The 24,042-nt window shown below is 68.0% G+C and carries 14 protein-coding genes; 9 read left to right on the plus strand and 5 right to left on the minus strand.

All coding sequences use genetic code 11. The features are described 5' to 3' along the window. The first annotated feature begins 117 nt into the window (after positions 1–117). Entirely contained in the window at positions 118–942 is an 825-nt protein-coding gene (locus PKF00_RS07870) for an MBL fold metallo-hydrolase (protein WP_271216709.1), read from the plus strand. A gap of 58 nt (positions 943–1,000) precedes the next feature. On the opposite strand, the gene PKF00_RS07875 is transcribed toward PKF00_RS07870, so the two are convergent. Together PKF00_RS07875 and PKF00_RS07880 are read right to left on the minus strand one after the other, a co-directional pair. Then, positions 1,001–2,131, minus strand: a complete 1,131-nt coding sequence (locus PKF00_RS07875; RefSeq protein ID WP_271216710.1) for a globin domain-containing protein — start codon at positions 2,129–2,131, stop codon at positions 1,001–1,003. A 4-nt stretch (positions 2,132–2,135) separates the two neighbouring features. Next, complete coding sequence (locus tag PKF00_RS07880) at positions 2,136–2,816, minus strand: pyridoxamine 5'-phosphate oxidase family protein (protein WP_271216711.1); 681 nt, start codon at positions 2,814–2,816, stop codon at positions 2,136–2,138. A 640-nt stretch (positions 2,817–3,456) separates the two neighbouring features. On the opposite strand from PKF00_RS07880, the gene PKF00_RS44630 reads away from it, so the two are divergent. The 7 genes from PKF00_RS44630 to PKF00_RS07910 all read left to right on the plus strand — a co-directional run bounded on the left by PKF00_RS44630 (position 3,457) and on the right by PKF00_RS07910 (position 14,713). Beyond that, complete coding sequence (locus PKF00_RS44630; RefSeq protein WP_369011161.1) at positions 3,457–3,540, plus strand: putative leader peptide; 84 nt, start codon at positions 3,457–3,459, stop codon at positions 3,538–3,540. A gap of 282 nt (positions 3,541–3,822) precedes the next feature. Beyond that, on the plus strand, positions 3,823–4,956 hold the full coding sequence (sfnG, locus tag PKF00_RS07885) for a dimethylsulfone monooxygenase SfnG (protein ID WP_271216712.1): 1,134 nt from the start codon (positions 3,823–3,825) through the stop codon (positions 4,954–4,956). A gap of 154 nt (positions 4,957–5,110) precedes the next feature. After that, positions 5,111–6,328: an acyl-CoA dehydrogenase family protein gene (locus tag PKF00_RS07890; RefSeq protein WP_271216713.1), complete on the plus strand. Its 1,218-nt coding sequence runs from the start codon at positions 5,111–5,113 to the stop codon at positions 6,326–6,328. Between the two features lie 345 nt (positions 6,329–6,673). Then, entirely contained in the window at positions 6,674–9,985 is a 3,312-nt protein-coding gene (locus PKF00_RS07895; protein WP_271216714.1) for a chitinase C-terminal domain-containing protein, read from the plus strand. 549 nt (positions 9,986–10,534) lie between these two features. Beyond that, the gene (locus PKF00_RS07900) at positions 10,535–12,517 is read left to right on the plus strand and encodes a B12-binding domain-containing radical SAM protein (RefSeq protein ID WP_271216715.1); all 1,983 of its coding nucleotides are present in this window, start codon (positions 10,535–10,537) and stop codon (positions 12,515–12,517) included. A gap of 7 nt (positions 12,518–12,524) precedes the next feature. Further along, positions 12,525–13,688 carry a MalY/PatB family protein gene (locus PKF00_RS07905; protein WP_271216716.1) on the plus strand — a complete coding sequence of 388 codons (1,164 nt, stop codon included), beginning with the start codon at positions 12,525–12,527 and terminating at the stop codon, positions 13,686–13,688. Positions 13,689–13,819: 131 nt separating this feature from the next. Next, positions 13,820–14,713, plus strand: a complete 894-nt coding sequence (locus PKF00_RS07910; protein WP_271216717.1) for a phosphorothioated DNA-binding restriction endonuclease — start codon at positions 13,820–13,822, stop codon at positions 14,711–14,713. A 59-nt stretch (positions 14,714–14,772) separates the two neighbouring features. On the opposite strand, the gene PKF00_RS07915 is transcribed toward PKF00_RS07910, so the two are convergent. From PKF00_RS07915 to PKF00_RS07925, 3 genes are read right to left on the minus strand one after another with little or no spacing between them, the layout of a single operon-like run. Then, positions 14,773–16,875: a UvrD-helicase domain-containing protein gene (locus tag PKF00_RS07915; RefSeq protein ID WP_271216718.1), complete on the minus strand. Its 2,103-nt coding sequence runs from the start codon at positions 16,873–16,875 to the stop codon at positions 14,773–14,775. After that, on the minus strand, positions 16,876–18,426 hold the full coding sequence (locus PKF00_RS07920) for a serine/threonine-protein kinase (RefSeq protein WP_271216719.1): 1,551 nt from the start codon (positions 18,424–18,426) through the stop codon (positions 16,876–16,878). Between the two features lie 45 nt (positions 18,427–18,471). Next, positions 18,472–20,403, minus strand: coding sequence for an N-6 DNA methylase (locus PKF00_RS07925; protein WP_271216720.1), 1,932 nt, complete (start codon positions 20,401–20,403; stop codon positions 18,472–18,474). A 230-nt stretch (positions 20,404–20,633) separates the two neighbouring features. Between PKF00_RS07925 and PKF00_RS07930 the strand changes: the two genes are divergently transcribed. After that, complete coding sequence (locus PKF00_RS07930) at positions 20,634–23,945, plus strand: hypothetical protein (protein WP_271216721.1); 3,312 nt, start codon at positions 20,634–20,636, stop codon at positions 23,943–23,945. Positions 23,946–24,042: the final 97 nt, after the last annotated feature.

Here is a 24,042-nt window from a genome sequence, read left to right on the forward strand (position 1 = left end):
CCGGACCGGTGGCGGTCTTCTCCGTCGGCCTGGCCTGCCCGGCCTCCGCCCGCCCGGTGTCCTCGTGTCCCCGCCTCCGCCGCGGACGCGAGGACACCGGGCGGGTCGTGGGGAAGAATGCGGTCCGTGGAAGGACGATGGATCGAGGTGGCCGACCGGGTGCTGGTACGGCGTCACACCGAGCTGGACCTGTCGGTCGGGCTGGTCGTCGGCGACGGCGGCTGCCTGGTGGTCGACACCCGGGGCGACGAGCGGCAGGGCGCGGAGCTCGCCGCCGAGGTGCGGCGGATCACGCGGGACCCGTGGACGGTGGTGATCACCCACTCGCACTTCGACCACAGCTTCGGCACACGGCCCTTCCTGGACTGCCCCGTCTGGGCCCACGAGGGGTGCAGGACGGACCTCGTGGAGAACGGCGCGGCGGCCAGGGACGTCTGGGCGCGGTGGTACCGCGAGCGGGGAGAGGACGGGATCGCCGACGACATCGCCGGGACGGAGATCGTGCTGCCGGACCGGCTCGTGACCGGCGGAGCCGAGCTCTCCGTCGGTGGAAGGGCCGTCGTCCTGGCCCACTTCGGCCCCGGGCACTCCGGCAACGACCTCGTGGTCCACGTGCCGGACGCCGAGGTGGTCTTCGCGGGCGACCTGGTCGAGAACGGCGCGCCGCCCGACTACGAGGACGCCTTTCCCCTCGGGTGGCCGGCCGCGCTCGACGGGCTGCTCGGCCTGCTCGGCCCCGCGGGCGGCACGGTCGTGCCCGGCCACGGAGACCCGGTCGACCGCGGGTTCGTCGTCGCCCAGCGCGCCGAGACGGCCGCGGTCGCCGAGCTCTGCCGCGAGGTGGCGGCGGGCCGGATGACCCCGGAGGAGGCCGTACGGCTGTCGCCGTACCCGGAGGAGACCACCAGGGTCGCACTGGGCCGACCCGTCGCGGTGGGGTAGGGATCCCGGGCCGGGGGGTGGCGGACGAACAGGGTGACGGACAGGGTGACGGACAGGGTCAGGAGGGGACGAAGCTGGAGGTGTCGGGGCTGAACTCCGTGTGCACGCGGTCGTTCCGCACTCCCATGGCGACCAGGCGGATGACCGTGTCGCGCACCATCCCTGACGATCCGCACACGAAGACGTCGCCGTCGGGGACGATCCGGTGGTGTTCCAGGGCGTCGACGGCGGTGTGCGCGGGCCACTGGCCCGGCTCGTCGGAGACGGCCTGGATGACCCTCAGGCGTTTGTGCTGCGACCGCAGGCGGCGCAGGTCGGCCAGGTCGTAGGCGTCGGCACTGTGCCTGACGCCGTGGAAGAGGTCGATGGAGGGACGGTCGGGCATCCACGCCGACTCCTCGACGAGCGCCTTGAGCGGGGCCAGGCCCGTGCCTCCCGCCAGGAACACCAGGTGCGAGGTGCGTGCCCGGTCGAGCACGAGCGACCCCCTCGGCGGTCCGAGCAGGACGGTGTCGCCAGGACGCGTGCGCTTCGTCAGGGCCGTGCTGACCCATCCGCCGGGCACGGTCCGAACGTGGAAGGAGAGCCGGTTGTCGTGCCGGGGCGCGTTCGCGATCGAGTAGGGGCGCCACACCTTCGGCCAGAGCGGGCTCTGCAGGGTGGCGTACTGCCCCGCCCTGAAGGGGTAGGCCTGGTCGGGTTCGACGCTGATCACGGCGATGTCGGGGGTGCGCATCTCGTGTGAGACCACGGTCGCGGTCCAGGCGGGGGGCGCGTGCGCGGCGTCCTCCTCCGCGGCCTGGATCATCACCTCGGCGATGTAGCGGTAGGCGGTCATCCACGCCTCGTCGTAGACGGGCAGCCAGGCGCCCCCCGCGTTCGCCCGCATCGCGGCGACCAGGCAGTGCCCGACGGCGGGGTAGTGCTCGGGGCGGACGCCGTACTTGCGGTGGTCGCGCGCGAGCTGGCCCAGGTAGTCGCCCAGGGAGGCGCCGTTCTCCAGGTTGAGCACCACCTGGGTGAGCGCCCTGAGCAGGCGGTCGCGCTGCAGGTCCATCGCCGCGGGGAACAGCTCGCGGATGTGCGGGTACTCGGAGAAGAGCTTGCCGTAGAAGTGCATGGTGACCTTCTCGGCCACCGGCGCGACGAGCAGCCAGCTGTGGCGGATGAGCCCGATGTCGATCGTCATATCGTCACCCGGCCGTTTTCCCCGCCTTTTCCCGCGCACGTTCGACGGGCCTCGCCTTCACCTGTCCGACTCCGAAGTAGTCGTCTCCCGCGGGCCTGCGTCCCTCGGGGGCACGCTGCCTGCGGTCCTGCCTGACCAGCAGCGGGATGTGCTTCGAGCAGTGGATGTAGGCCTCCTCGACCTCCACCTTGACCCACCGCTCGGCTCTGCGGCCCGGCGCCGTCATGTCCTCGTCGGCCAGCCCGTGGCGGCGGGCCGCGTCGTAGGCGGTCGTGATGGTGGCGGCGCCGTTGACGTGCAGTCCGACCAGGTCGTCGAAGAAGTCGACGAACAGCAGGCTGAGGTGCGGGTTCTCCAGGATGTTCCCGAGGCTGGCGAGCACGCCGTTGCCCCGGAACTCCGGGTACATCAGCGTGCGCCCGTCCAGCACCCTGACGAATCCCGGCGGTCCCGCGCGGAACGTCGTGTCGCAATTGCCCGAGGCGTCCGAGGTGCCCACGAAGACCATCTCCTGCCGGGCCACGAACTCCCGCATGTGCGGGGTCAGGTGGTCGACGACCTGACGCTCGTAGAACCGCTCCGCCCTGTCACGGGTGGCGAACAGGCGTTGGAGCACGTGTTCCCCCCTCGACCCCGGCAGAGCGTCTCCCTCGCCCAGACCCTCATGCGGCGTGTGCTGGTCCATCAACTCGACATCGCTCCTGTTCGTCGCGGGCACTGAGGCCTGTGACGTGGGCGAACGCCGGTCCTGCCTCCGGCGGTGACCTGCGATGAAACATCACGTCGTCCCCTACGCCCACATAAGCGAAGGAGCCTAGAGCATAAATCCTGCATGTCTGGAATGTTTACGAAACTTTCCTTCATCAGTCACACAGGTCGCTCAAGCCTCGCCCGCCCCAGGTACCCCGACCCGATGGCGGCAAACACAATCAATCAGATTTTTCCTCCGATGAAGCGACTTTCTGCTTTCACTGCGGCGTCATCGCAGGTCAGCGACGCTGATTTCCTCACGAAAGCCGAGCCCCGCCGCGTCGCCCCGCCCCCGTCCCGCCTCCGCCCCGGCACGCGACAGGCGAGGGACGGCGGGGCGACCGTCTCCGACGAGCCCGCGGCGGAGCCGGGCCTGTCGGCCGCGACCGCGCCGGCCCGAGCTCCGGAACGCGTCCGGCCGTGCTCGGCCGCGAGGGCTGCGAGGGCTGTGGGCGACTGTGGGCGGCTCACGCCGTGGGCGCGAAATGCCTCCGCGACGGATTACCAAAAATCCCCACCAGAATGTCATGAATGACTTCTCGACCATCGGTGACGCTTCGGTTACTCTTGTCGACATGACGAAGCGACAGGCTCTCACGCGGCGACGCCACGTCGATCTCGCGCGCGTCTCCAGCGCCATCTGTCGCCGCGAGGCCTGACAATTCCTCTTCATCTCCTTTGCCAGGCTTCCACTGATTCCTCCGGTGAAGGAGCAGGCCTCGTCGGCCGTCCGGGACACCGCTCACCAGCCGTTCCCGCGGAGTCAGCCGTCGCACGGTGCCGCCGTTCCGACAGGGAACGCTCCGCGCGTTGAATCAGCTCTGAGGTTTTCCCGCTTTCAACGTCTCGTGTCCGATTTCTCCTTCTTGCGGAACTATCGGATATTTCCGTAATGACCGGCTCTATTCCTCATGCCCTCCGCAACGTGCCGGGAGTTTCCCATGTCCGTCCCTTCCTCCTCAGAGCCCGTACGTTTCGCCTACTGGGTGCCGAACGTCAGCGGCGGCCTGGTCACCAGCACGATCGAGCAGCGCACGGACTGGGGCTACGACTACAACCTCGAGCTGGCCGTCCTCGCCGAGGACAACGGCTTCGACTACGCGCTGACCCAGGTCCGCTACATGGCCGGCTACGGCGCCGAGTACCAGCACGAGTCGACCAGTTTCAGCCTGGCCCTGCTGCTGGCCACCCGGCGGTTGAAGGTCATCGCCGCGGTCCACCCCGGGCTGTGGCACCCCGGGGTGCTGGCGAAACTCGGCGCGACCGCCGACCACCTGTCCGGCGGGCGGTTCGCGGTCAACGTCGTCAGCGGCTGGTTCAAGGGGGAGTTCACCGCCCTCGGCGAGCCGTGGCTGGAGCACGACGAACGCTATCGGCGCTCGGAGGAGTTCATCCGCGCCCTGCGCGCCATCTGGACGGAGGACCACGCCGAACTGGCCGGAGACTTCTACCGGATACGCGACTTCTCCCTCAAGCCGAAACCGCTGAGCTCGGCGGACCGCCCGCACCCGGAGATCTTCCAGGGCGGCAACTCGACGGCCGCCCGTGCGATGGCGGGCCGGGTCTCCGACTGGTACTTCAGCAACGGCAAGGACTTCGACGGCGTCGTCGAGCAACTCGGCGACGTCCGCGCCGCCGCGGAGAGCGCGGGCCGCCCCGCGCCCCGCTTCGGCCTCAACGGCTTCCTCATCGCCCGCGACACCGAGGCGGAGGCCCGCGAGACCCTCAGGGAGATCGTCGCCAAGGCCGACACCGACGCCGTGCGCGGCTTCGGCGACGCCGTACGGCAGGCGGGCCGGTCGACCTCGGACGGCAAGGGGATGTGGCAGGACTCCACCTTCGAGGACCTGGTCCAGTACAACGACGGTTTCCGCACCGGGCTGATCGGGACTCCGGAGCAGATCGCCGAGCGGATCGTCGCCTACCGGCGGCTCGGCGTCGACCTCCTCCTGCTGGGCTTCCTGCACTACCTGGAGGAGGTCGAGTACTTCGGCAGGCGCGTGCTTCCGCTCGTCCGCGAGCTGGAGTCCCAGTTGCCCGCGGACGAGGCCGAGCCTGTCCCCACCGCCTCCTGACCAGGCGACCGCCCCGCTCCCCTCCTCACCGCGACCGCCCCGCTCCCCTCCCCCTGCAGCGGACGATCCCTGTCACGAACGATCGCCGCCCCGAACCCCCCCTCCGACCCCCGGCCCGAACGATCCGACCGTCAGCCCGAACGAAAGGTTCACCATGGCCACCGTCGCACCTTCCGCCTGGCAGACCGAGCCCGTCCCCAGCGACCCGCGAGGCTGGGTCGACCGCGCCGCCGAGGTCGCCGCCGTACTGTCGACGGACGCCGCGGCCCGCGACAAGGCGGGCGCGACGCCGTACGCCGAGATCCAGCTGCTGAAGGACTCGGGCCTGGTCACCCTGCTCGGCCCGGTCGAGCACGGGGGCGGCGGCCAGCACTGGCCGACCGCCTACCGCGTGGTGCGCGAGGTCGCGAAGGCGGACGGCTCCATCGGCCAGCTGCTCGGCTACCACTACCTGTGGAACTGGGCGGCCAGGCTGGTCGGCACCCGCGAGCAGTGGGAGCTGGTCGAGGCGGAGGCCGCGCGCGACCGGTGGTTCTTCGGCGGAGCCGTCAACCCGCGCGACAACGACGTGGTCGTCACCGAGGACGGCGACGACCTGGTCTTCACCGGGCGCAAGTCCTTCTCGACAGGCAGCAAGGTCTCCGACGTCACCGTGCTGGAGGGCGTCCTGGAGGGGACGCAGACGCACGTCTTCGCGATCGTGCCGTCCGGCAGCGAGGGCCTGACCTTCCATGACGACTGGGACAACATCGGCCAGCGGCTCACCGAGAGCGGCACCGTCACCCTCGACGGGGTCCGCACCCCGTGGGCGTCGGCCGCCGGCTTCGTGGACAGGGTCTTCCAGCCCCGGGTCTACAACACCCTCAACGTCCCGACCATCCAGCTCGTCTTCGTCAACCTCTACCTCGGCATAGCCGCGGGCGCCCTGGAGACCGCGGCGACCTACACCCGCACCAGGTCCCGCTCCTGGCTGCACGGCGGCTACGACAGAGCGGTCGACGAGCCGTACGTCATCGACGTCTACGGCGACCTCACCGCCAAGCTCTGGGCGGCGGAGGCGCTGGCCGAGCAGGTCGCCCAGGAGGGCCAGAAGCTGCACGACGACCCCGACGCTGTCACCGAGCGGGCCCGCGGCGAGTTCGAGGTGCGGGTCGCGGCCGTCAAGGCCGTGGCCACCGACGTGGCTCTGGAGGTGACCAGCCGCATCTTCGAGGTCACCGGGGCCCGCGCCACCGCCGGCGCCGAGGGGCTGGACCGCTTCTGGCGCAACGTCCGCACCCACACCCTGCACGACCCGGTCGCCTACAAGCGCCGCGAGGTGGGGCGTCTCGTCCTCACCGGCGAGATTCCCGAACCCACGTGGTACTCATGACGGCCCGCCCGCCGGACGCGTGCCCGTCCGGCGGACCCCCGTGAGCCCGGCGCGAAACCCTGGCCGGCGGCGCTCCCCTCCCTCCCCGTGAGGCCGGAGAGCACCGCCGGCCTCACTGTTTCCCAGGGGCTCGAACCCGGGTGGACGCGGTCGGACAGGCGGAAAAACTAAGGGTTGACGGTGCATGTCAGCGCGAGTAGCTTCCCGAATTAAATAAGAAGGTTTCTTGTTTGTTGCTTCCCTGAACAGGCGGCTTCCGCCTCCTCAGAGGAAGGTCACACACATGCGCGCGCGAGCACGTTCTCGGGGGACACGCCTTACCTACTCCGCTAGAGAGGAAGCACGATGTCCCGTCTCCGTTCGTGGAGAGCAGTCGCCGTGACGGTGGTGTGCGCGACCGTCACGGCGGGAATGGCCGCGGTCGGTGCGCCGGCCGCGCATGCCGCGGCATCGCTGACCGCCAAGTTCACCGCCTCGGATCGAGGCACCTGGTGGCAGGGCACGTACGAGGTGAAGAACAGCGGCGACACGGCCGCGACCACCTGGACCCTCGAGTTCGACCTCAACTCCGGCCAGTCCATCGGCAACTGGTGGAACGGCACCCCGACCGTGAGCGGCAGCCACGTGACGGTGAAGCCGGGCAGCGGCAACGCCAACGTGCCCGCGGGCGGCAGCACCGGCGGCAACAGCTTCGGATTCGTCGGGATGGGGCCGACCACGCCTCCGGCCAACTGCAAGATCAACGGCAACCCGTGCGACGGCGCTCCGGTGGACCTCCCACCGACCGCGCCCGGCAAGCCGGTCGCGACCCCCACGACCAACAGCGTGGCCCTGACCTGGGCCGCCTCGACCGACGACAAGGGCGTCACCGGATACGACGTCTACCAGGGCGGCACGAAGGTCAAGTCGGTCACGACGACCTCGGCCACGGTCGAGGGCCTCACCCCCGACACCGAGTACACCTTCACGGTCAAGGCCAGGGACACCGCCAACCAGGAGTCGCCGTCCTCCCCGGCGACCACGGTGCGCACGCTCAAGGACGAGACCCCGGACACCGAGGCGCCCACCGTGCCCGGCACGCCGACCTCGACCAGCAGGACGACCACCAGCGTGACCCTGCAGTGGGGCGCCTCGACCGACAACAGGGGCGTCACCTCCTACGAGGTCTACAACGGCGACTCGTCGGCGGCCACAGTGACGGGGACGCCGCCGGGCACCACCACCACGATCAGCGGCCTGACCGCCGACACCGAGTACACCTTCAAGGTCCGCGCCAAGGACAGGGCTGACAACCGGTCCGCCTTCTCCGGCACGGTCACCGTACGCACCGACAAGCCGGACACCGACGCGCCGACCACACCGGGCACGCCGACCTCGACCGGCAAGACGAACAACAGCGTGACGCTTCAGTGGGGCGCCTCGACCGACAACAGGGGCGTCACCTCCTACGAGGTCTACAACGGCGACTCGTCGGCGGCCACAGTGACGGGGACGCCGCCGGGCACCACCACCACGATCAGCGGCCTGACCGCCGACACCGAGTACACCTTCAAGGTCCGCGCCAAGGACGCGGCGGGCAACCAGTCCGCCTTCTCCGGCACGGTCACCGTGCGCACCGACAAACTGCCCGTCGACCAGTCGGCCTGCAGGCCTGACGGCCTCTACCAGTCGCCCGGCGTGACCGGCGTGCCGTACTGCACCGTCTACGACACCAACGGGCGCGAGAAGATGGGCGCCGACCACCCGCGCCGCGTGATCGGCTACTTCACCAGCTGGCGGACCGGCCAGAACGGCGCCCCGGCCTACCTGGCGAACAACATCCCGTGGGACAAGATCACCCACATCAACTACGCCTTCGCGCACATCGACCGTGACAACAAGGTCTCCGTCGGCTCCCCCGGCCCGAACAACCCGGCCATCGGCATGCAGTGGCCCGGCGTCGCCGGAGCCGAGATGGACCCGGCGTACTCCTACAAGGGTCACTTCAACCAGCTCAACAAGTTCAAGAAGCAGCACCCCAACGTCAAGACCGTCCTGTCGATCGGCGGCTGGGCCGAGACCGGCGGCTACCTCGACGACAACGGCGTCCGGCAGGCCACCGGCGGCTTCTACACGATGGCCGGCTCGCAGGCGAGCATCAACACCTTCGCCGACTCGGCCGTGAAGTTCATCAAGGACTACGGCTTCGACGGCGTGGACATCGACTACGAGTACGCCACCTCCGCCCCCAACGCCGGCAACCCCGAGGACTTCAGCTTCTCCAACCCGCGCCGCGCCACGCTGATGGCCGGCTACGTCAACCTGATGAGGACGCTGCGTCAGAAGCTGGACGCCGCCGCGGCGGCCGACGGCAAGTACTACCTGCTCACCGCCGCCACGACCGCCTCCGGCTGGATCCTGCGCGGCAGTGAGAACTACCAGGTCACCCCGTACCTCGACTACGCCAACATGATGACCTACGACCTGCACGGGGCGTGGAACCGCTTCGTCGGCCCGCTGCAGGCGCTGTACGACGACGGCAGCGACGCCGAGATGAAGTACTGGAACGTCTACGGCACCTACAGCGGCATCGGATACATGAACGGCGACTGGGCCTACCACCACCTGCGCGGTGCGATCCAGTCAGGCCGGATCAACCTGGGCCTCGGTTACTACAGCCGAGGATGGAAGAGCGTCGTCGGCGGAACCGACGGGCTCTGGGGCACCTCAGACCTGGCCGACCAGAACAACTGCCCCGAGGGCACCGGCGGCAAGATCGGCTCCAAGGTGCAGTGCGGTGACGGCGCCGTCGGCATCGACAACCTCTGGTACGACCTGGACAAACAGGGCAAGGAGGTCCCGGCGGGCGTCAACCCGGTCTGGCACTTCAAGAACCTGCAGGAAGGCAAGCAGGGCAGCTACATCACCCAGTACGGCCTGACCCCCGACACCGACCCGAGCGACCGCATCTCCGGCACCTACGTCCGCAAGTACTCCTCGTCCATGGTCGCCCCCTGGCTGTGGAACAACGACAAGAAGGTCTTCCTGTCCACCGAGGACGACCAGTCCGTCCAGACCAAGGCCGACTACGTGGTCAGCAAGGGCCTCGGCGGCATCATGATCTGGGAGCTGGCCGGCGACTACGCCTACTACCCGCAGCGTGACGGCGGCAAGGGCGAGTACTTCATGGGCGACACGCTCACCACGAAGATCTACAACACCTTCAAGACGGCCGCGCCGTACGGGAACCTGAAGGCGGGCGGCAGGACCATGCCCACCGACACCCTGAACGTCCAGGCCGATCTGTACGGCTTCGCGGTCGGCGACGCCAACTACCCGATCTCCCCCAAGCTCAAGTTCACCAACAACTCGACCACCACCATCCCCGGCGGCGCGACCATCGAGTTCGACTACGGGACCTCCGCCCCGGCGACCATGAGCCAGACGACCGGCTGGACGCTGACCACCGTGTCGACGGGGCACACGGGACCGAACGTCGGCGGCCTCAAGGGCGACTTCCACCGGGTCCGGCTCACGGTCCCGACCTGGGAGAGCATCGCCCCCGGCCAGTCGAAGGAGGTCCAGCTCCGGTATGACCTGCCCATCGCCGCCCCGTCCAACTTCACCGTGACGTTCGGCGGAAAGTCCTACCGGTTGGCGTTCGACAACCCGCGCTGACCGTTTCCCGACCCTCTCCACCCTGTCCCCGCGTTCCGCCCGGCCGTCAAGCCGGGCGGAACGTTTTTCAGCACCTTTCCCATATGTTTCCCGGCATTCTTGAAAGCGCTCTCCCACACCGCCCGTTCGACGTCTCCGGCGCCTTCCGGCCAATCAGACCGCTAAAGGCGAAACCATTTCACGATCCATGCCGGCCGCATGTCCACGTCCGTCAAGATCCGAATCGCGCCCGCTCCCGGCGTGCCCTCCGCGACGCGAGGGCCTCTCGGCACGGGCGGAACCTCCCACGTCCACCGTCCCGCCACGAGGCCCCGACCATGTCATTGAGCGTCCCCTCCGTGCCCGGAGCGCCGCACCGGCCTCCCGTCCCCGGGACGTCTCGCCTCTCGCGCGCTCCCGCTTGACGTTCACCGTCGATCTGGTTCAATCGGTCCAAAGTGGTGAGGCGGATAGTGCACGACAAAAGCTGTGCAGGATCACAAGGGAGTGATTCCTCCATCCCTCGGCGTACGCATACCGGCCGCGAACACAAAGGGAAAAGGAACTGCATTGCTGGAGAACGTTCACGTGCACCGATTCCCGCAGACAACCGTTTCCGCCGGATTCAAGGAGCTTCTCTCCGCGCGCAGGGAACGGCTCGCCGCCGACCTCGCGCACGGAAGGATACCTGACCGCTACTTCCCCGTGCTCTCGGTGCTCGCCCCCGTGATGACGCAGCCGGAGGGCGAGATCACCTATCCCGGTGACCCGATGTGCCTCTACGCGGCGCTCTCCGTCGCGGCGCACAACGCCGTGCACGACGCGGGCCCGCTCGAACTCGCCCGGCACTACAACGACATGGCCCCCCGGTGGACCCGTTTTCCCGGCGTCGACTACCGCCTGTCCGTGGGACACGACGGCTACCGGCCGTACGTCGAGGCTCCCAACACCGACCAGACCGTCTTCGACCCCCGGGTGTGGGACGAGCAGGCACGGGCCCGCTGGATCCGGCTGCTCCGCGAGACCCGGCCCAGGGTCGTGCTGATCAGCAGCGTCTCCCCCGCGCACCGGTACGCCCTGGAGATCGCGGAGCTGGCGAAACGCGAGGCGCCGGGCGTCTACGTGATCCTGGGCGGACGACACGTCGACGAGACGATCGGCTGCGCTCCCGGACAGGACACACTCGTGCTCGCGCCCAGCAGCACGCTCACGGTCATGGACGACGGCAGGGTGCCGCGCGTGGTCGACGCCCTCGTCGCCGGCGAGGCCTACCACTCGCTCGACCTGCTCGTGCGCGCCGTCGCGCTCTCCATCGACCTGGACACCCGATGGGTGGCGCCGGAGCGGGTCCGGCGCCACCTGGAGGAGCTGCTCCGCGTCCACGGCGCCGCCCCGGGACGCTCCCTCGTCATCCTGGTCACCGGCGACGCCGTACACGCCTATCCGCAGGAGGGGCGCAGGCTCGACCTGGCGGCGCTGCCGTCGCCGTACGAGGCGTTCGCGATCCGGTCCAGGTTCCCGATCTTCGTCGACGGCGCGACCGGTGAGATCCAGCGGACGGCGCACGTGATGGTGTCGAACGCCTGCCCCTACCAGTGCAACTTCTGCTCGGAGTCCGCCAAACTCGCGGGCGGCCTGAAACGCTTCGGCAGGACGGCCTCCGCGATCGAGCGGGTGTGCGAATACGTCGGATACGGCGCGGAGGCCCTGTTCTTCGACGACTCCATCTTCTGGAGTGGCACGTTCCGCGACATCGCCGAGTTCTGCGCGAAGCTCGGCGAGATCCGCCGGACGCCGGCGAACGAGCTGGACAGGGGCCTTCTGCGTTTCCTGCGGACGGAGGCCGACGTCACCCGCCTGCGCGACCTGCAGTGGGGCGCGCAGCTGACCGTGGACGTGCTCGTCGGGCCGCGCTCCCCCGAGGAGACCGGCGCCGTTCTCGACGGGATGCGCGAGGCGGGGTGCACCTACGTCTACATCGGCCTCGAGAGCATGTCCGCGCGGGTCATGGACAAGATCCACAAGAACCTCCGCCGCGTCGAGGGACGCGACTGGGCGACGAAGGCGCGCGAGGCGACGTCGCTGGTGAAGTCACACGGGCTCAGGGTCGGCACGTCCGTCCTCTTCGGGCTCGACGGGGAGACGCGCGCCAGCATCGACGAGACGATCGCCGGGGTGAGCGAGCTGATCGACGACGGGCTCATCGACCTCGCCAGCCCGAACATCCTGACCTACCATCCCGCGACGCCGATCACCCGGCTCCACGGCATGGTCGACAAACTCGACTACCACTCGCCGTGGATCGACAACCGCGAGCCGTACATCTACTTCGAGGAGGCCTTCCCCGGCGTCGTGTCCGTCGCGCTGACGGAGGACGACCTCTGGTACATCCACGACGAGACCGGCAAGCGCTGGGGCGCCACGCGCAACGACAGCGCGCCCGTCTCCCCCGAACAAGCCCCCGAACAGGCCCCCGGCAGGACCTTGGACCGTGACACGACCTTCGACGGAACCTCGGCAGGACCTCGACCGGCCCCCGACAGAACCAGGTGAGCGCCCGATGACTCTGGACGCCCTCGAACTGGCCGCACTCTCCCTGCGGGACGGGGAGAAGTGGGCCTCCGTCCCCGACGGCGTGCTGCCCGCGTGGGTCGCGGACATGGACTTCCCGATCTCCCCGGTCATCCGGCGGGCGCTGCTCCGCCGGATCGACACCGACCTCGGATATCCCGCGTGGTACGACGAGTCCCAAGGCGGGCCGCTGGGAGAGGCGTTCGCCGAGCGCATGCTGGGGCGCTTCGGCTTCGCCGCCGACCCCGCGCACGTCAGGCTGTTCACCGACGTCAACCAGGCCATGCAGGTCGTGCTGCACTTCGGCACCTCGCAGGGCGACCCGGTCGCGCTGCACACCCCGGCCTGCCCGCCGTTCGCGGAGACGCTGGTCAGGCTGGGCCGCCCGCCCAGGGCCGTGCCGATCCGCCGGCGGGACGACCGCTGGCAGCTCGACCTCGACCGGCTCGCCGACGAGATCCGTGGACGCTCCGGCCCCCCGTGCCGCGCGCTGTTCCTGGTCAACCCGCACAACCCGACGGGACGGGTCTTCCTGCGGGAGGAACTCGAGGAGCTGGCGAGGCTGGCGGTCGAGCACGACCTGCTGGTGATCTCCGACGAGGTGCACGCCGAGCTGACCTACGAGGGACACCGGCACATCCCGTTCGCCTCGATCTCCGACGAGGCCGCCGCGCGCACGGTGACGATCACCTCGGGCAGCAAGGCGTTCAACCTGGCGGGGGCGCGCTGCGCCGTCGCGCACATCGGCGTCAGAGAGGTCCGTGAGGCCGTCGACGAGCACCGCGGCCTCCTGTTCGGCCAGGTGAGCGCCCTGGGAGTGGACGCGCTCAGGGCCGCGTGGACCGGCGGGGACCCCTGGCTGGACACCGTGAAAGCCCTGCTGGCCCGCAACCGGCTCCGGGTCGCCGAACGCCTGCCCGAGGGCGTCGGCCACCGCCTCCCCGACGCCACCTACCTCGCGTGGCTGGACTGCCGCTCCCTCGGCCTCGGCGACGACCCGTCCGCGTTCTTCCTGGAGAAGGCCAAGGTGATGCTCTTCAGAGGCTCGGAGTTCGGCCCCGAGGGCAACGGCTTCGCCCGCCTGAACTTCGCCACCTCCCCCGCGGTCCTCGACGAACTGCTGAACCGAATCCGCGCCGCCGTACCGGACTGACCCACCCGCCCCTCACTCCGTGGCCGTCCCTCGGAACGGCCACACCCCGTAGGAACCCCTCGCAGGCCTGGTGGCTCCGGCGCGACTTCCACCCGTTGCCGATGACGAAGATCTCCATAGACTGACGGACTGTGGACTGGATCGAACGGGTCGCCGGAATCCGTCGCTGGAGCAAGGGCAGCGAGCGCGCACCGCACAAACCGCTTCTGCTCCTTTACGCCCTGGGGCGCTTCCAGCGGCACGGCAACAGGCCGATCCTGTTCAGCGCCGCCGAGGCGGAGCTGAAAAAGCTGCTCAGGGAGTACGGCCCGCCGCGCGAAACCAGCCCCGGCTACCCCTTCCACCACCTGACCAGTGACGGCCTGTGGCTGGTCGAAACCGCCACCGGACCGGGTAGTCCGGGACCGGAGCTGGGCAGGCTGCGCGACAGTCAGGCCACCGGCCGCCTCCACCCCGACCTGGCCCGCGCTCTGTCCGAGGAGCCAACGCTGGTCGCCCGGATCGCCCGTTTTCTTCTCGACGCCAACTTCGCCCCCTCTCTGCATGCCGACCTCTGCCTGCTCGTCGGTCTCGATCTGGAAACCCTGGAGACCGCTGGGGAGACCATGGCAAACGGCGTCACCATACGCCGGGATCCCGCCTTTCGCGCGCAGGTGCTCATGGCGTACGAGTACACGTGCGCGTTCTGCGCCTACGACGGCTGGCTGGACGGCACGGCGGTCGGATTGGACGCCGCCCACGTACGCTGGCGAGCCTTCGACGGCCCTGACGAACTGGGCAACGGGTTGTGTCTGTGCGCGATCCACCACAAGCTGTTCGACAAGGGCGTCCTCGGGCTGAGCTCGGAGCGCACGGTGACCGTCTCGGCCAGGTTCGTCGGCCGTTCGGACTCGGCGCGGGAGATGGTGCTGGCCCTGGCCGGACGTTCTGTCCGCGCCCCACAGCCCGGCCTGGAGCCCGTCGAGGCGAACCACATCACCTGGCACAGCCGCCAGATCTTCCGCACTCCGGCTCGCGCCTCCTGACCCGCTCCCATAGTGCTCCATCGACGGAGGGCTCCGCCGAATCGGCCCCGGCCCCGGATCTACCACGTGTGGCGGGGCTGATCCATCGGCAGAAACGCGCTCGGCTGGCCGTGCCATGAGACGTAGAGCCGCTCACGGGCACGGGTGGAGGAGACAAAGAGAACGCACCGTTCGCGCTGCAGGTCACGGACGTGGGCGTTCTCGTCTTCCGTCACAGGCGTGACGGCTCTTGCCGGTGGCACCTGGTTCTCGCCCACCCCGATCACAGCCACGCAGCGGAACTCAAGCCCTTTCATCCCGTGCATCGTCCCGATCCGCACCGCGTTGCCCTGTCCTGTCCGTGCGAGTGTGCCGACAGGGACCCCCTCCCGTTCCAGAAGCTCTCGGGCATCCCTGGTCAGAATGTCGGACCGGGCCGCGACACCGATCTCCCTCGGCTCCACTCCTGCCTCTATCCACTCCCGGATCTGCGCGACGAGCGCTTCTCTCTCATCGAGCGGTGTGGGGAATCCTCGCTCAAGCGGTTTTTCCCCGTGGACATGCGAACGGCACCCTGCGATCTTCTCCAGGGCCTCGTTCATGTCGTCGATTCGAACATCGTGCAGCATGGACAGGCTCCAGGCCAGAATCTCGGCCGTGGTCCGATAGTTCAGGGTGAGCCGTACGGACCGTCCGCCGATGTCGATGCCCACTTCACGAAGCGACGGATGGTAGTGATAGATCCGTTGATGGGTGTCCCCCGCGACGAACAGGTCGTCGGTTCCCTCCGCGACAGCCTCCCTGATGAGGCGCCACTGCATCGGGCTGAAGTCCTGTGCCTCGTCGACGACGATGTGCCGGTACGGCTTCTCAGAAGTCTCAGCGAGGATCTTGCCGGCTTCGACGCAGACCGTTTCGTGAGTCCACCGATCGATGAGCCGCAGTTCCTGCTGAAAGTCCCAGACGATCTCCCACACCTGCACGCGCTGCTGCGCACGAAGGCCGCGTCCTCTGCCGGAGCGCTTCGCCTGAAGGTAGGCGCCGGCGCTGGTGACCTGCTGGGCGAGCACGACCTGCCGCCACTCGTCGTACAGGAACTGCTCGCTGAGCGACGAGTTCCTCTTTATGGCGAGCCGCTTCCAGATTTCGAGCTCTTCGTCCTTGCGGAGGATCGTAGGTCGGCCGTGCCGCTCGGTGAAGACACGGTGCGCGACCTGGTCCACGTTGAGGACCGAAACTCGCTGAGCCTGCTCCGGCGTCTCAAGGAGGAGCGCCATGTCATGCCCCAACGAGGAGGCCAGCGCCGATGTGAACGTGGTGAGCAGAACGGGTCCCTCGTTCTGAACGGCGAGATGCTTTGCCCTGTGCAGGGCGGCCACCGTCTTACCCGTTCCCGGCCCTCCGGTGACCCGCGCAGGCCCGCGATAGGAAGCGTGCGCCACCTGATACTGGAGGGGGTGAAGGTAGACCCGCCAGAGCGCGAACGGCTCGCGGAAGATCTTCATCAAATCGGCGGGACCGTCCACGAGGAGAACCCGGTCCGAGGTCCGCATCACGGCCGAGGAGAGGTCCTCGGGGTCGAACGGCTCGGGTTCCGCCCTGCATCCGAGGTCTGACCAGACCTCTTCCGGGGTCATTCCGGCTGCGAGCCCGAAAAGCACGTCCCACTGCGTGGCGGACAGGAATGCTTTGGCGGTTTCCAGCTGCTCCACGCGGGTGAGCTCGCGCGCGAACGCCAGGGTCTCCTTCGTGATGCCGAGCCGTACGAGATCTGAGTCGCTGACGTGATCGAACAGATGCCTCACGGTCTCCCGCGCCTCGTCCTCGATCTCACCGAGCGCGTCATGGAGTGCGGCGGGGTCCCAGATGTCTATGCAGCCGTTCGCCGCGTTCACTTCCACCTTGTGGCGCTCGGCCCATCTGTAGGCGTCGTCGTGCGGAAGCACTTTGAGCAGTGTGTAGTTGTCGCCTCCCTTCGGGGCCAGGACGACACCCCGCCAGAAAATGTCCACCCTGACCGTGCGCAGCCGGTCATCTCGAGCGTTGTTGACCTTCTCCAGATGCAGGCTGGCGTACGTGGCCTGCTCGAACTTGCCGAACACCTCACCGATCCGCATCCGGATGGGAGCGTCCATCCGGAAGACTTCCTTGAGACATTCGATGTGGATGCCGAGCCGGGCCACTCACGACTCCTTATGGTCGATTTCGTCGATGAGGCGGCCGATTTCGGCCACCTGTGGGTGGTCGAAGCCGCGAAGCATGGCGATGTCGCCACGCAGTGCGACAAGGGTTCGCTCGGCCTCGTGGACGTCTCCGGCCCCCAGCTGAAGGACGGCGATCTGCTTGCGCAGCTCGAGAGGCCGGGAGTCGGCGTCGCCGTACAGGGCCCGCTGGTCCTGGAGAAGCGAGGTCAGCTGCCGGAGCGCGAGCCTGATGTCCCCGCCCATGGCACGGCAGCTCGCCTCTCTGAGCCTGCAGTGGAAGGCCAGCTCGGCTCCGTCCTCTCCGCGCTGGCCATAGAGGTCTGCGAGGTCTCGATAGTGGGACGCGGCGAGACGGTAGTCACCGCCCTCGAACAGGACGTCGGCCAGTTCCAGTCGCAGGCTCAGCATCTCGCCGTTCTCCGGTACGAGGAGCCGTCCCGCCGGGCCTGCCACCTCGGTGAGGATCTCGACCGCCTGGGTGTAGCGAGACTCTCTGACCAGCTCCGTGACCTGGGCCCGGATCGCCGACAGATCGGCGGCGTGGGTCAGGCGGGGCTCGTCGGCGAGAACCGGTTGCCGCGTCTGGTCGATCATCTCCGGCCGGTCATCGCTCACCAGCGCGGCGAGGGCTCGCGCGTACATCCGAACGGGCGACTCGGTCGATGCCGGGTGGACGAAGTCAGGAAGACGCACTGTCCCCGAGGTCAGTGCCGACAGCGAGGCGAAGACCGCGCAAGCGTCTCGCGGACGGTCCTCGGGTCGCTTCTCCAGCAGGCCGAGGACGAGTTCGTCGAGCTCGTGGGGAATCTCACCGCGAATCCGGCTGGCCGCCCGCGGAGCATCGCTGACCTGCTGGTGGAGCGTCTCGTACTCGGAGGGACCGGGGAACACGTGCTTGCCGGTGAGCATCTCGTACATCACGCAGCCGAGAGCGTAGAGATCACTCCCTGGACCAAGCGGCTGGGCGCGCACCTGCTCCGGCGACATGTAGTGCGCGGTCCCCATCACCTGACCGCTCCGGGTATATCGCGAGAAGCGCGGGTCGGTGAGAATCGCCAGGCCGAAGTCGAGCACCTTGACACTGCCGTCCGGACAGATCATGAGGTTGGACGGCTTGAGGTCCCGATGCAGAATCGACAGTTCGTGGGCGGCTCCCAGGACAGCGCAGACCTGTGCGGCGATACCCGCCACCCAGCCGATCGGGAGCGGTCCAAGCTCGGCGAGCAGATCAGCGATGGTGCTGCCCTTGACGAACTGCATCACCTCGAAAAGGCGTCGTTCACCGGTCTGCGGATCGTCGTAGCTGCCGGCGTCATAAACGGTCGGCGCTCCGGGGTGGTCGAGACGCGCCATGATCCGAGCCTCGCGCAGGAAGCGCCGCTCCAGTTCGTCCGGCGGAAGGTTGCCGACGAAACGAATAAATTTAATCGCTACTTTTCGGTCAAGCTGGCGGTCGTGCCCCGAATAGACCTCACCCATGCCACCTTTACCGATGGGACGGCCTACCTCGTAACGATCAACGATGACCATCCGCCCCCCACAACATGTAGCTACAGTGGGAGAAGTTACACCGATCTATGCATGTGGATCGAGAGTACCGTCGACAAGGCCCTCGAATCCGGCCCGAACCAGTGCGGCGCTCAGCTCCGTGATCTCTCTGGCGGTGTTCTCGAAGGCCATCAGACGCCGAAACACCTCTCCGTATCTCTTCTGTTCAGCGAGCGGGAGCCGTGGAATGGGGGCTCGTCGAGCATCGATCCTGCTTGACACGGAAGACGCCCGAGCGGCTCTGGCCCCTCCCGCCATCCGGAGAAATCCGGCCAGGAAATAAGGGTCAATTCTGTCTGGATCAGCTCGGAAGAGATAGAGCTGCGGCCCTAGAACCTGTCCTTCCTCGTCGACCACCATGGACGTCGACTCTCGGGCCAGGATGGGTGCGATCACGTCACCGGCCTGGCAGAACACCGCGCCCGCGTCGCGGCTGGTGCGCCCGGACGGTCTGCCGCCCCGAGTGACATCTCCTGAGGTGATGACCGGGAGGTCACCCTCACCCAGGGTCATCTTCAGTGGGGCCTGGTAGATCTCCACCAGCCCTGCCCGCGCCAGCTCCCCCGCCGTGGTCATCGACAGATCACGGGGGGTACGTGCTGCTCGCAGTTCGGGGAGCTCCCCGGGAAACAACTGGCGCAGCCGCTCGCGTGCTCGCTCGAAGGTTTCCCCCACGACGACCGTCGTGGGGGTCACGTACCGCCCCGGGCTTACGTTCACCTCTTCGTCAAGCAGGTCGATGAGTCGGACCGTCCGGCAGTTCGGCTCGGCCATCTCGGTTTCAGGGTTCTGTCGGAATCTTCCCCAGGCCCGCCGTACAAGGGAAAGGTCCTCGGCCGCCTCGACCATGAGGACGTGGATGGGGGTGGGGTCGTCGGGTGCCGGTTTTCGGAGAAGCCAGAGATCGGGCGCCATGCTCGTGCCTGGTGCGGCCCCTACCGGCAGTGACACCACTGCTCTGAGCGCACCAGAGCGGAGCAGGTTGCCGCGGATTCTCCGGCCACTGCGGCGATCGGCCGCGACGGAGGGCATCATGATCGCGACGACGCCGCCCGGTCTGACGTGTGCCAGGCAGTGCTGCGCCCAGGCCAGCTCCGGCTCGCCTCGAGGCGGCAGACCGTACTCCCATCGCGGGTCGCCGGCCAGTTCTTCATAGCCCCAGGTCCGTTCCCCGAAGGGGGGGTTGCAGATGACGGCATCAGCCTGATCGGCTGCGAATCCGTCATGCCTGAGGGAGTCGGCGGCCACGACGCGCGCGTGCCGATCGTGGAGAAGGAGCCTGACCGCGGTGAGTTTCGCCGCCGCCTCATCGACGTCCTGGCCGAGCAGAACCTCCGCTCGGGCCGCGACGAGAAGGGTACCGATTCCGCAGGCGGGATCGAAGACCACCCGCCCCTCGACCAGGTCTGCGACGAGGCGGGCGATCTCCGCAGGTGTGGCGAGCAGGCGACGAGAGTGCGTCTCCGCATATCGCTCGAAGAGGAAGTCGAAGACTTCGACCGGTCCCACTTGTTCCGCGAAGTCCGCCAGGCCGCGGACGAGTTCGACGTCGTCGAGCATCTCCAGTCCCCCTGGCGCATCCGGTACGGCGCGCGTCAGGGCTTCCTGAAGGAGATGGAGCAGATTTTCCCGCTCAGCGAGTTTTCGCCACTCCGCGGGATAGCCCTTGATGAACAGAAGCAGGGCTCCCACCGAGCCGACCGCATCTCCCAGGCGCAGGTCGTCAACAGTACTGCGCAGGCGCTGCCACACCCTGTCTCCTGGAGAGACCGTGAACTTCTTGCCCTGCTTGCGCAGCCAGTCCTCGATCTCGGACAGGGAGAAGGCAGGACTCGTCGCCGTCCCGCCGACGGGTTGAGGGAAGTCCTCGTAACGCTTGCGCCAGTTGCTCACTGCCGCACGGCCCACATCAGCAAGCCGGGCGATGTCCGCAGCGTTCACCGTCGCGTCGTTCGGCATGCCCAACCTCTCTCGTTTTGGCCTGCCCGGTCCAGCCACACGCTATCTCACGATGCCGCGACTCCATCAAGTGGGTTGTGAATAGGAGACACGAGTGCTTTACTCGCACAGGTTGCCCCTTCGGAGTGCTTCTCCGCCGAAGCAATGCGCTTCGCCAGGTTTACCTCCTCAGCTCGTGAACCCCCGCATCTCAACCGCCTTCCCAGGACTTCGGACGACACGGTGTGCCCATGAGTTTTCACCTCGACGCCGACCCCGCACAGTCATCGGCGCTGCTCGACCAGCTCGAATCCGGCTGGAATCCGCAACTCCCCGGCATCTCGCTGCTGACGGAGCTTGAGGTCGACCGAAAAGTCCTTATAGAGGCCTCTCACGCCCTTGGGCACCTCTACCGGCTCAAGGTCACCAGAGGCCGGTATCAATCTCTCTTCACCCGGTGGCCCGCCTGTGTGGCGGTGACGATGAGCGGAACGGCGGCCAACGACTACCGGGAGGGGACCTTCTGGCCCTACTGGTGGGACGCGATCGGCTATGAGTTCGCTGCCCAGTCCGACGCGAAGGCATGGGGACAAGCTTTTCTCGACGCTCTGCGCATTTTCCACCTGCCGCGCTTCACGGAACGTTCCATGAAGTACGTCGGGCCGATCCTCATGCACGCCGGAATCCCCACGTTCTGCCTGGGGAACTTCTTCAGGCTCCTTCTCCAGCGACGTGCCCAGGACCCTCACCTGGACGCGGACGCCCTGCTCGCCTGGGCCACCGGACGGGAGAACCGGCTCCGCGGTCTGCATGAGCCCGCCCAGTGGTTCATCAGGTACGGCACAGACCACGCCGTCGACGTCATCGACCGCTGCCTCGACCTCCTCGACCGGCTGTGCGCGGGCGACCACGATCTCGACGGACTCGGCCTCCCCGTTCGCTACTTCGAGCAGGCCCAGCTCCTGGTCGCCGACCGCGGTCTCGACCTCACGCTCCCCGCCGGGTCGGGCGGGCGCTCCCGCCGGGCGGAACGGCCCCGACTCGCCGTCGACCCCTTCGGGCAGGGTGTTCAGATCATCTTGCCGCCGGTGGGCGATGCTCCGGACGGAACCGCACGCTGGTGTGTCACCGTGGACGGTGTCCAGAACATCGTGAAGAGCCGATCCATGTGGCTGGGAGCGACCGAAGCCGCCCCCAGCACCTCCTTCCCGATCGCCAGACCCGCGAGAGTCGCGCAGATCTCCCTGTACGGCACGGCGCACGAGTCCCAGATCGACGTCGTCGACGCGGAAGACCCCCTGCTGATCTTCACGGAGAACGGCGACCGACTCGCCGACCATCTCGGAGTGCCTCCAGACTCGGTGTGGCTGCTGTATCCCGGCGATCGCGAGCTGGTGTCGGACATTTCGCTGCGAACTGTCGCTCAAGGCGCCCTTCCCATCGGTTGGGATGGCTGGCGACTCGTGCAGGTGGCCCTGGAGGGAGCGACCTGGATCGGGCTGTCCGATGAGAAGGCCAGGCGCCGGCCGGTACGCGGACACAGCAAACCCCGGGTGGTCACCGGCGAGCCGTTGACCGGTGTCTCCACCCCTTACGGCTCGCCGGTCTTTCCCTCGCTGCCCGCTGTCTGGCTTCCCGCCGAGACGACGACCACCTGGCTGGTCGACATCCGTCCGGGCTCAGGGGACGGCAGTGTCTACAACGGTTCGTTCACGGTCAGCGAGCCCACCAAGCTCTCGGAGGAGCTGTGGGCGGACGTGCCCAGACCCATCCTGGGGGCCTTCGAGATCACCGTTCGCGGACCGATCGGCCGGAGCACCCGCAGGACGGTCTTCGTCGCCGAAGGGCTGAGCGCGCGGTTCACGCCTCAAGTGCGACTCCTGGCGCACAGCGGCCTGACGCCGGGAGAGTCAACGGTCTCAACGGCACCCGGGATGACGGCCGAGCCCACGAGAGCGATCTACTCCCCGGCCGAGCGGGAGCACGTCATCACCTGCGGCACAGGCCGTGAGAGCGAGCCCCTGATCGTCACCCCGCCATCCATGAGGGTCATGGTGGAGGAGTCGGATCAGAGCCCCTACTGGACTTACGGACCGGTGCGACTGGTGACCGAGCTCTTCGAAGACGTCGAGTCGCTCCAGGTCGAGGTTCCCGGTGTCAGCACGCCACCTTCGTTGGAGGTGCTCGTCGGCGGCAAACTCGTCCAGCGTCTCACCCCATCCGGCCGTGGCCGCTACAGCCTGAAGCGGGCTCAGGACACCATCGCCCAGCACCGGAGCGCGGAACTCGTCTTACCGCTCGCGGGGCTCGTGCTTCCTGTCGGCAGTGTCCGCCCCAGCCGGTTGGCCACGGGTGTCTCTCACCAGGGTGACCATCTGAGTCTTGAGAACTGTGCCTGGGTCGAGGGCCTGACCGCGGGGATCTACCTGTGTACCGCCCCCTGGCGCGCCCCAGAGATCATCCCGATCAAGGAGGACGGTTCGATTCCCCTCCCCACCGAAGTGAGCGGCGCAGGCTCGCTGCACATCCGCCTCGTGGTTGAGGATCCCTGGGTTCCCTCGGAATGGCCGCGATGGCCGCATCCCAGCGAGATGCTCAAGTGCGAGATCCCCGGCCAGTACGGCGGAGCAGACGACGAGGAGCGGCTGCTCTCGGGTTACCTGGCCGGGGCCAACGGGCTCCCAGAGCGGGTTTCCCGTCTGGACCGGCTTTGGACGGTCATCGATCTGGCCAACCGAATCGACTACCCGTCGGCGGCTCGGCGGATCAACGACTGCGCGTCGCTGCTCCGCACGCACCCAGAGGCGATCCGCTCACTGCCCGACGCCGCCCTCCCTCCGGACCGCACGGTCGTCGCGCTGGTGACGACCGGCCTCGCCGCCACCCTTGTCAGCGACTATCGGGAGTCCGACGACCGCCTCTGGCGCAAATCACCCGCGGTCGCCGCGCTGCTGACCTGTTCGGCGCTCGCAGATCTCACCGAGGACTCGGATCTGCTCGCCGAGATCAGGGCCGAATGCGGCGAGTCAGCGACGGCCATCCTGGGCGGAGAGGACGATCCCCACGCCGGGGCCGGACGGTTCGATCAGTTCGCCGAGTTGATGGACCGCAAGAGCCCCGCGGAGATCGAGCAGATGTGGACCGCCGTTCAAGTCGTCCCCGCCGGGCTGCTCGCCGGAGACACCCGTGTCATCGCCGCACGTCGTCTCTTCGACGAACGGCACCGCCGCGACGGACGGGGGCTCTCCGCCCAGGCGGCCAGAGTGCTTCGGGAGGCGATGGCCATCCGAATCACCGAGTATCGCGGCCTGGAGAAGTACATCGAGGCCCGCTGCCATCCGCAGCGACGCGACGGCTGGGTGTCGCTGCCCGCCCTGTCCATCGCGTGTGCCCTGATCGCCCGGATAGCGGCGCGCGGACATGAGGGCTGCCAGTACCTCGAACGTGAGTTCCGCCCGCTGTGGCGAGCATTGTCCAAGATCGCCCCCGATCTGACGGCTCTCGACCTCGTCCGGGCGGAGCTTCTCGTCGCGCTCAAGGCGACGGAAGCCGGTTCCGCATAAGGCCCGGGTAATTCCGAAAAAGCAACTATAAAGCGCACGTTGATCGCTACCCTTTAGCGTGATGGGCGCACACCGAGAGTGAGAGATTGCCCTGAAC

Origin of the sequence: Streptosporangium carneum (assembly GCF_027922005.1) — a bacterium.
Lineage (GTDB): Bacteria > Actinomycetota > Actinomycetes > Streptosporangiales > Streptosporangiaceae > Streptosporangium > Streptosporangium carneum.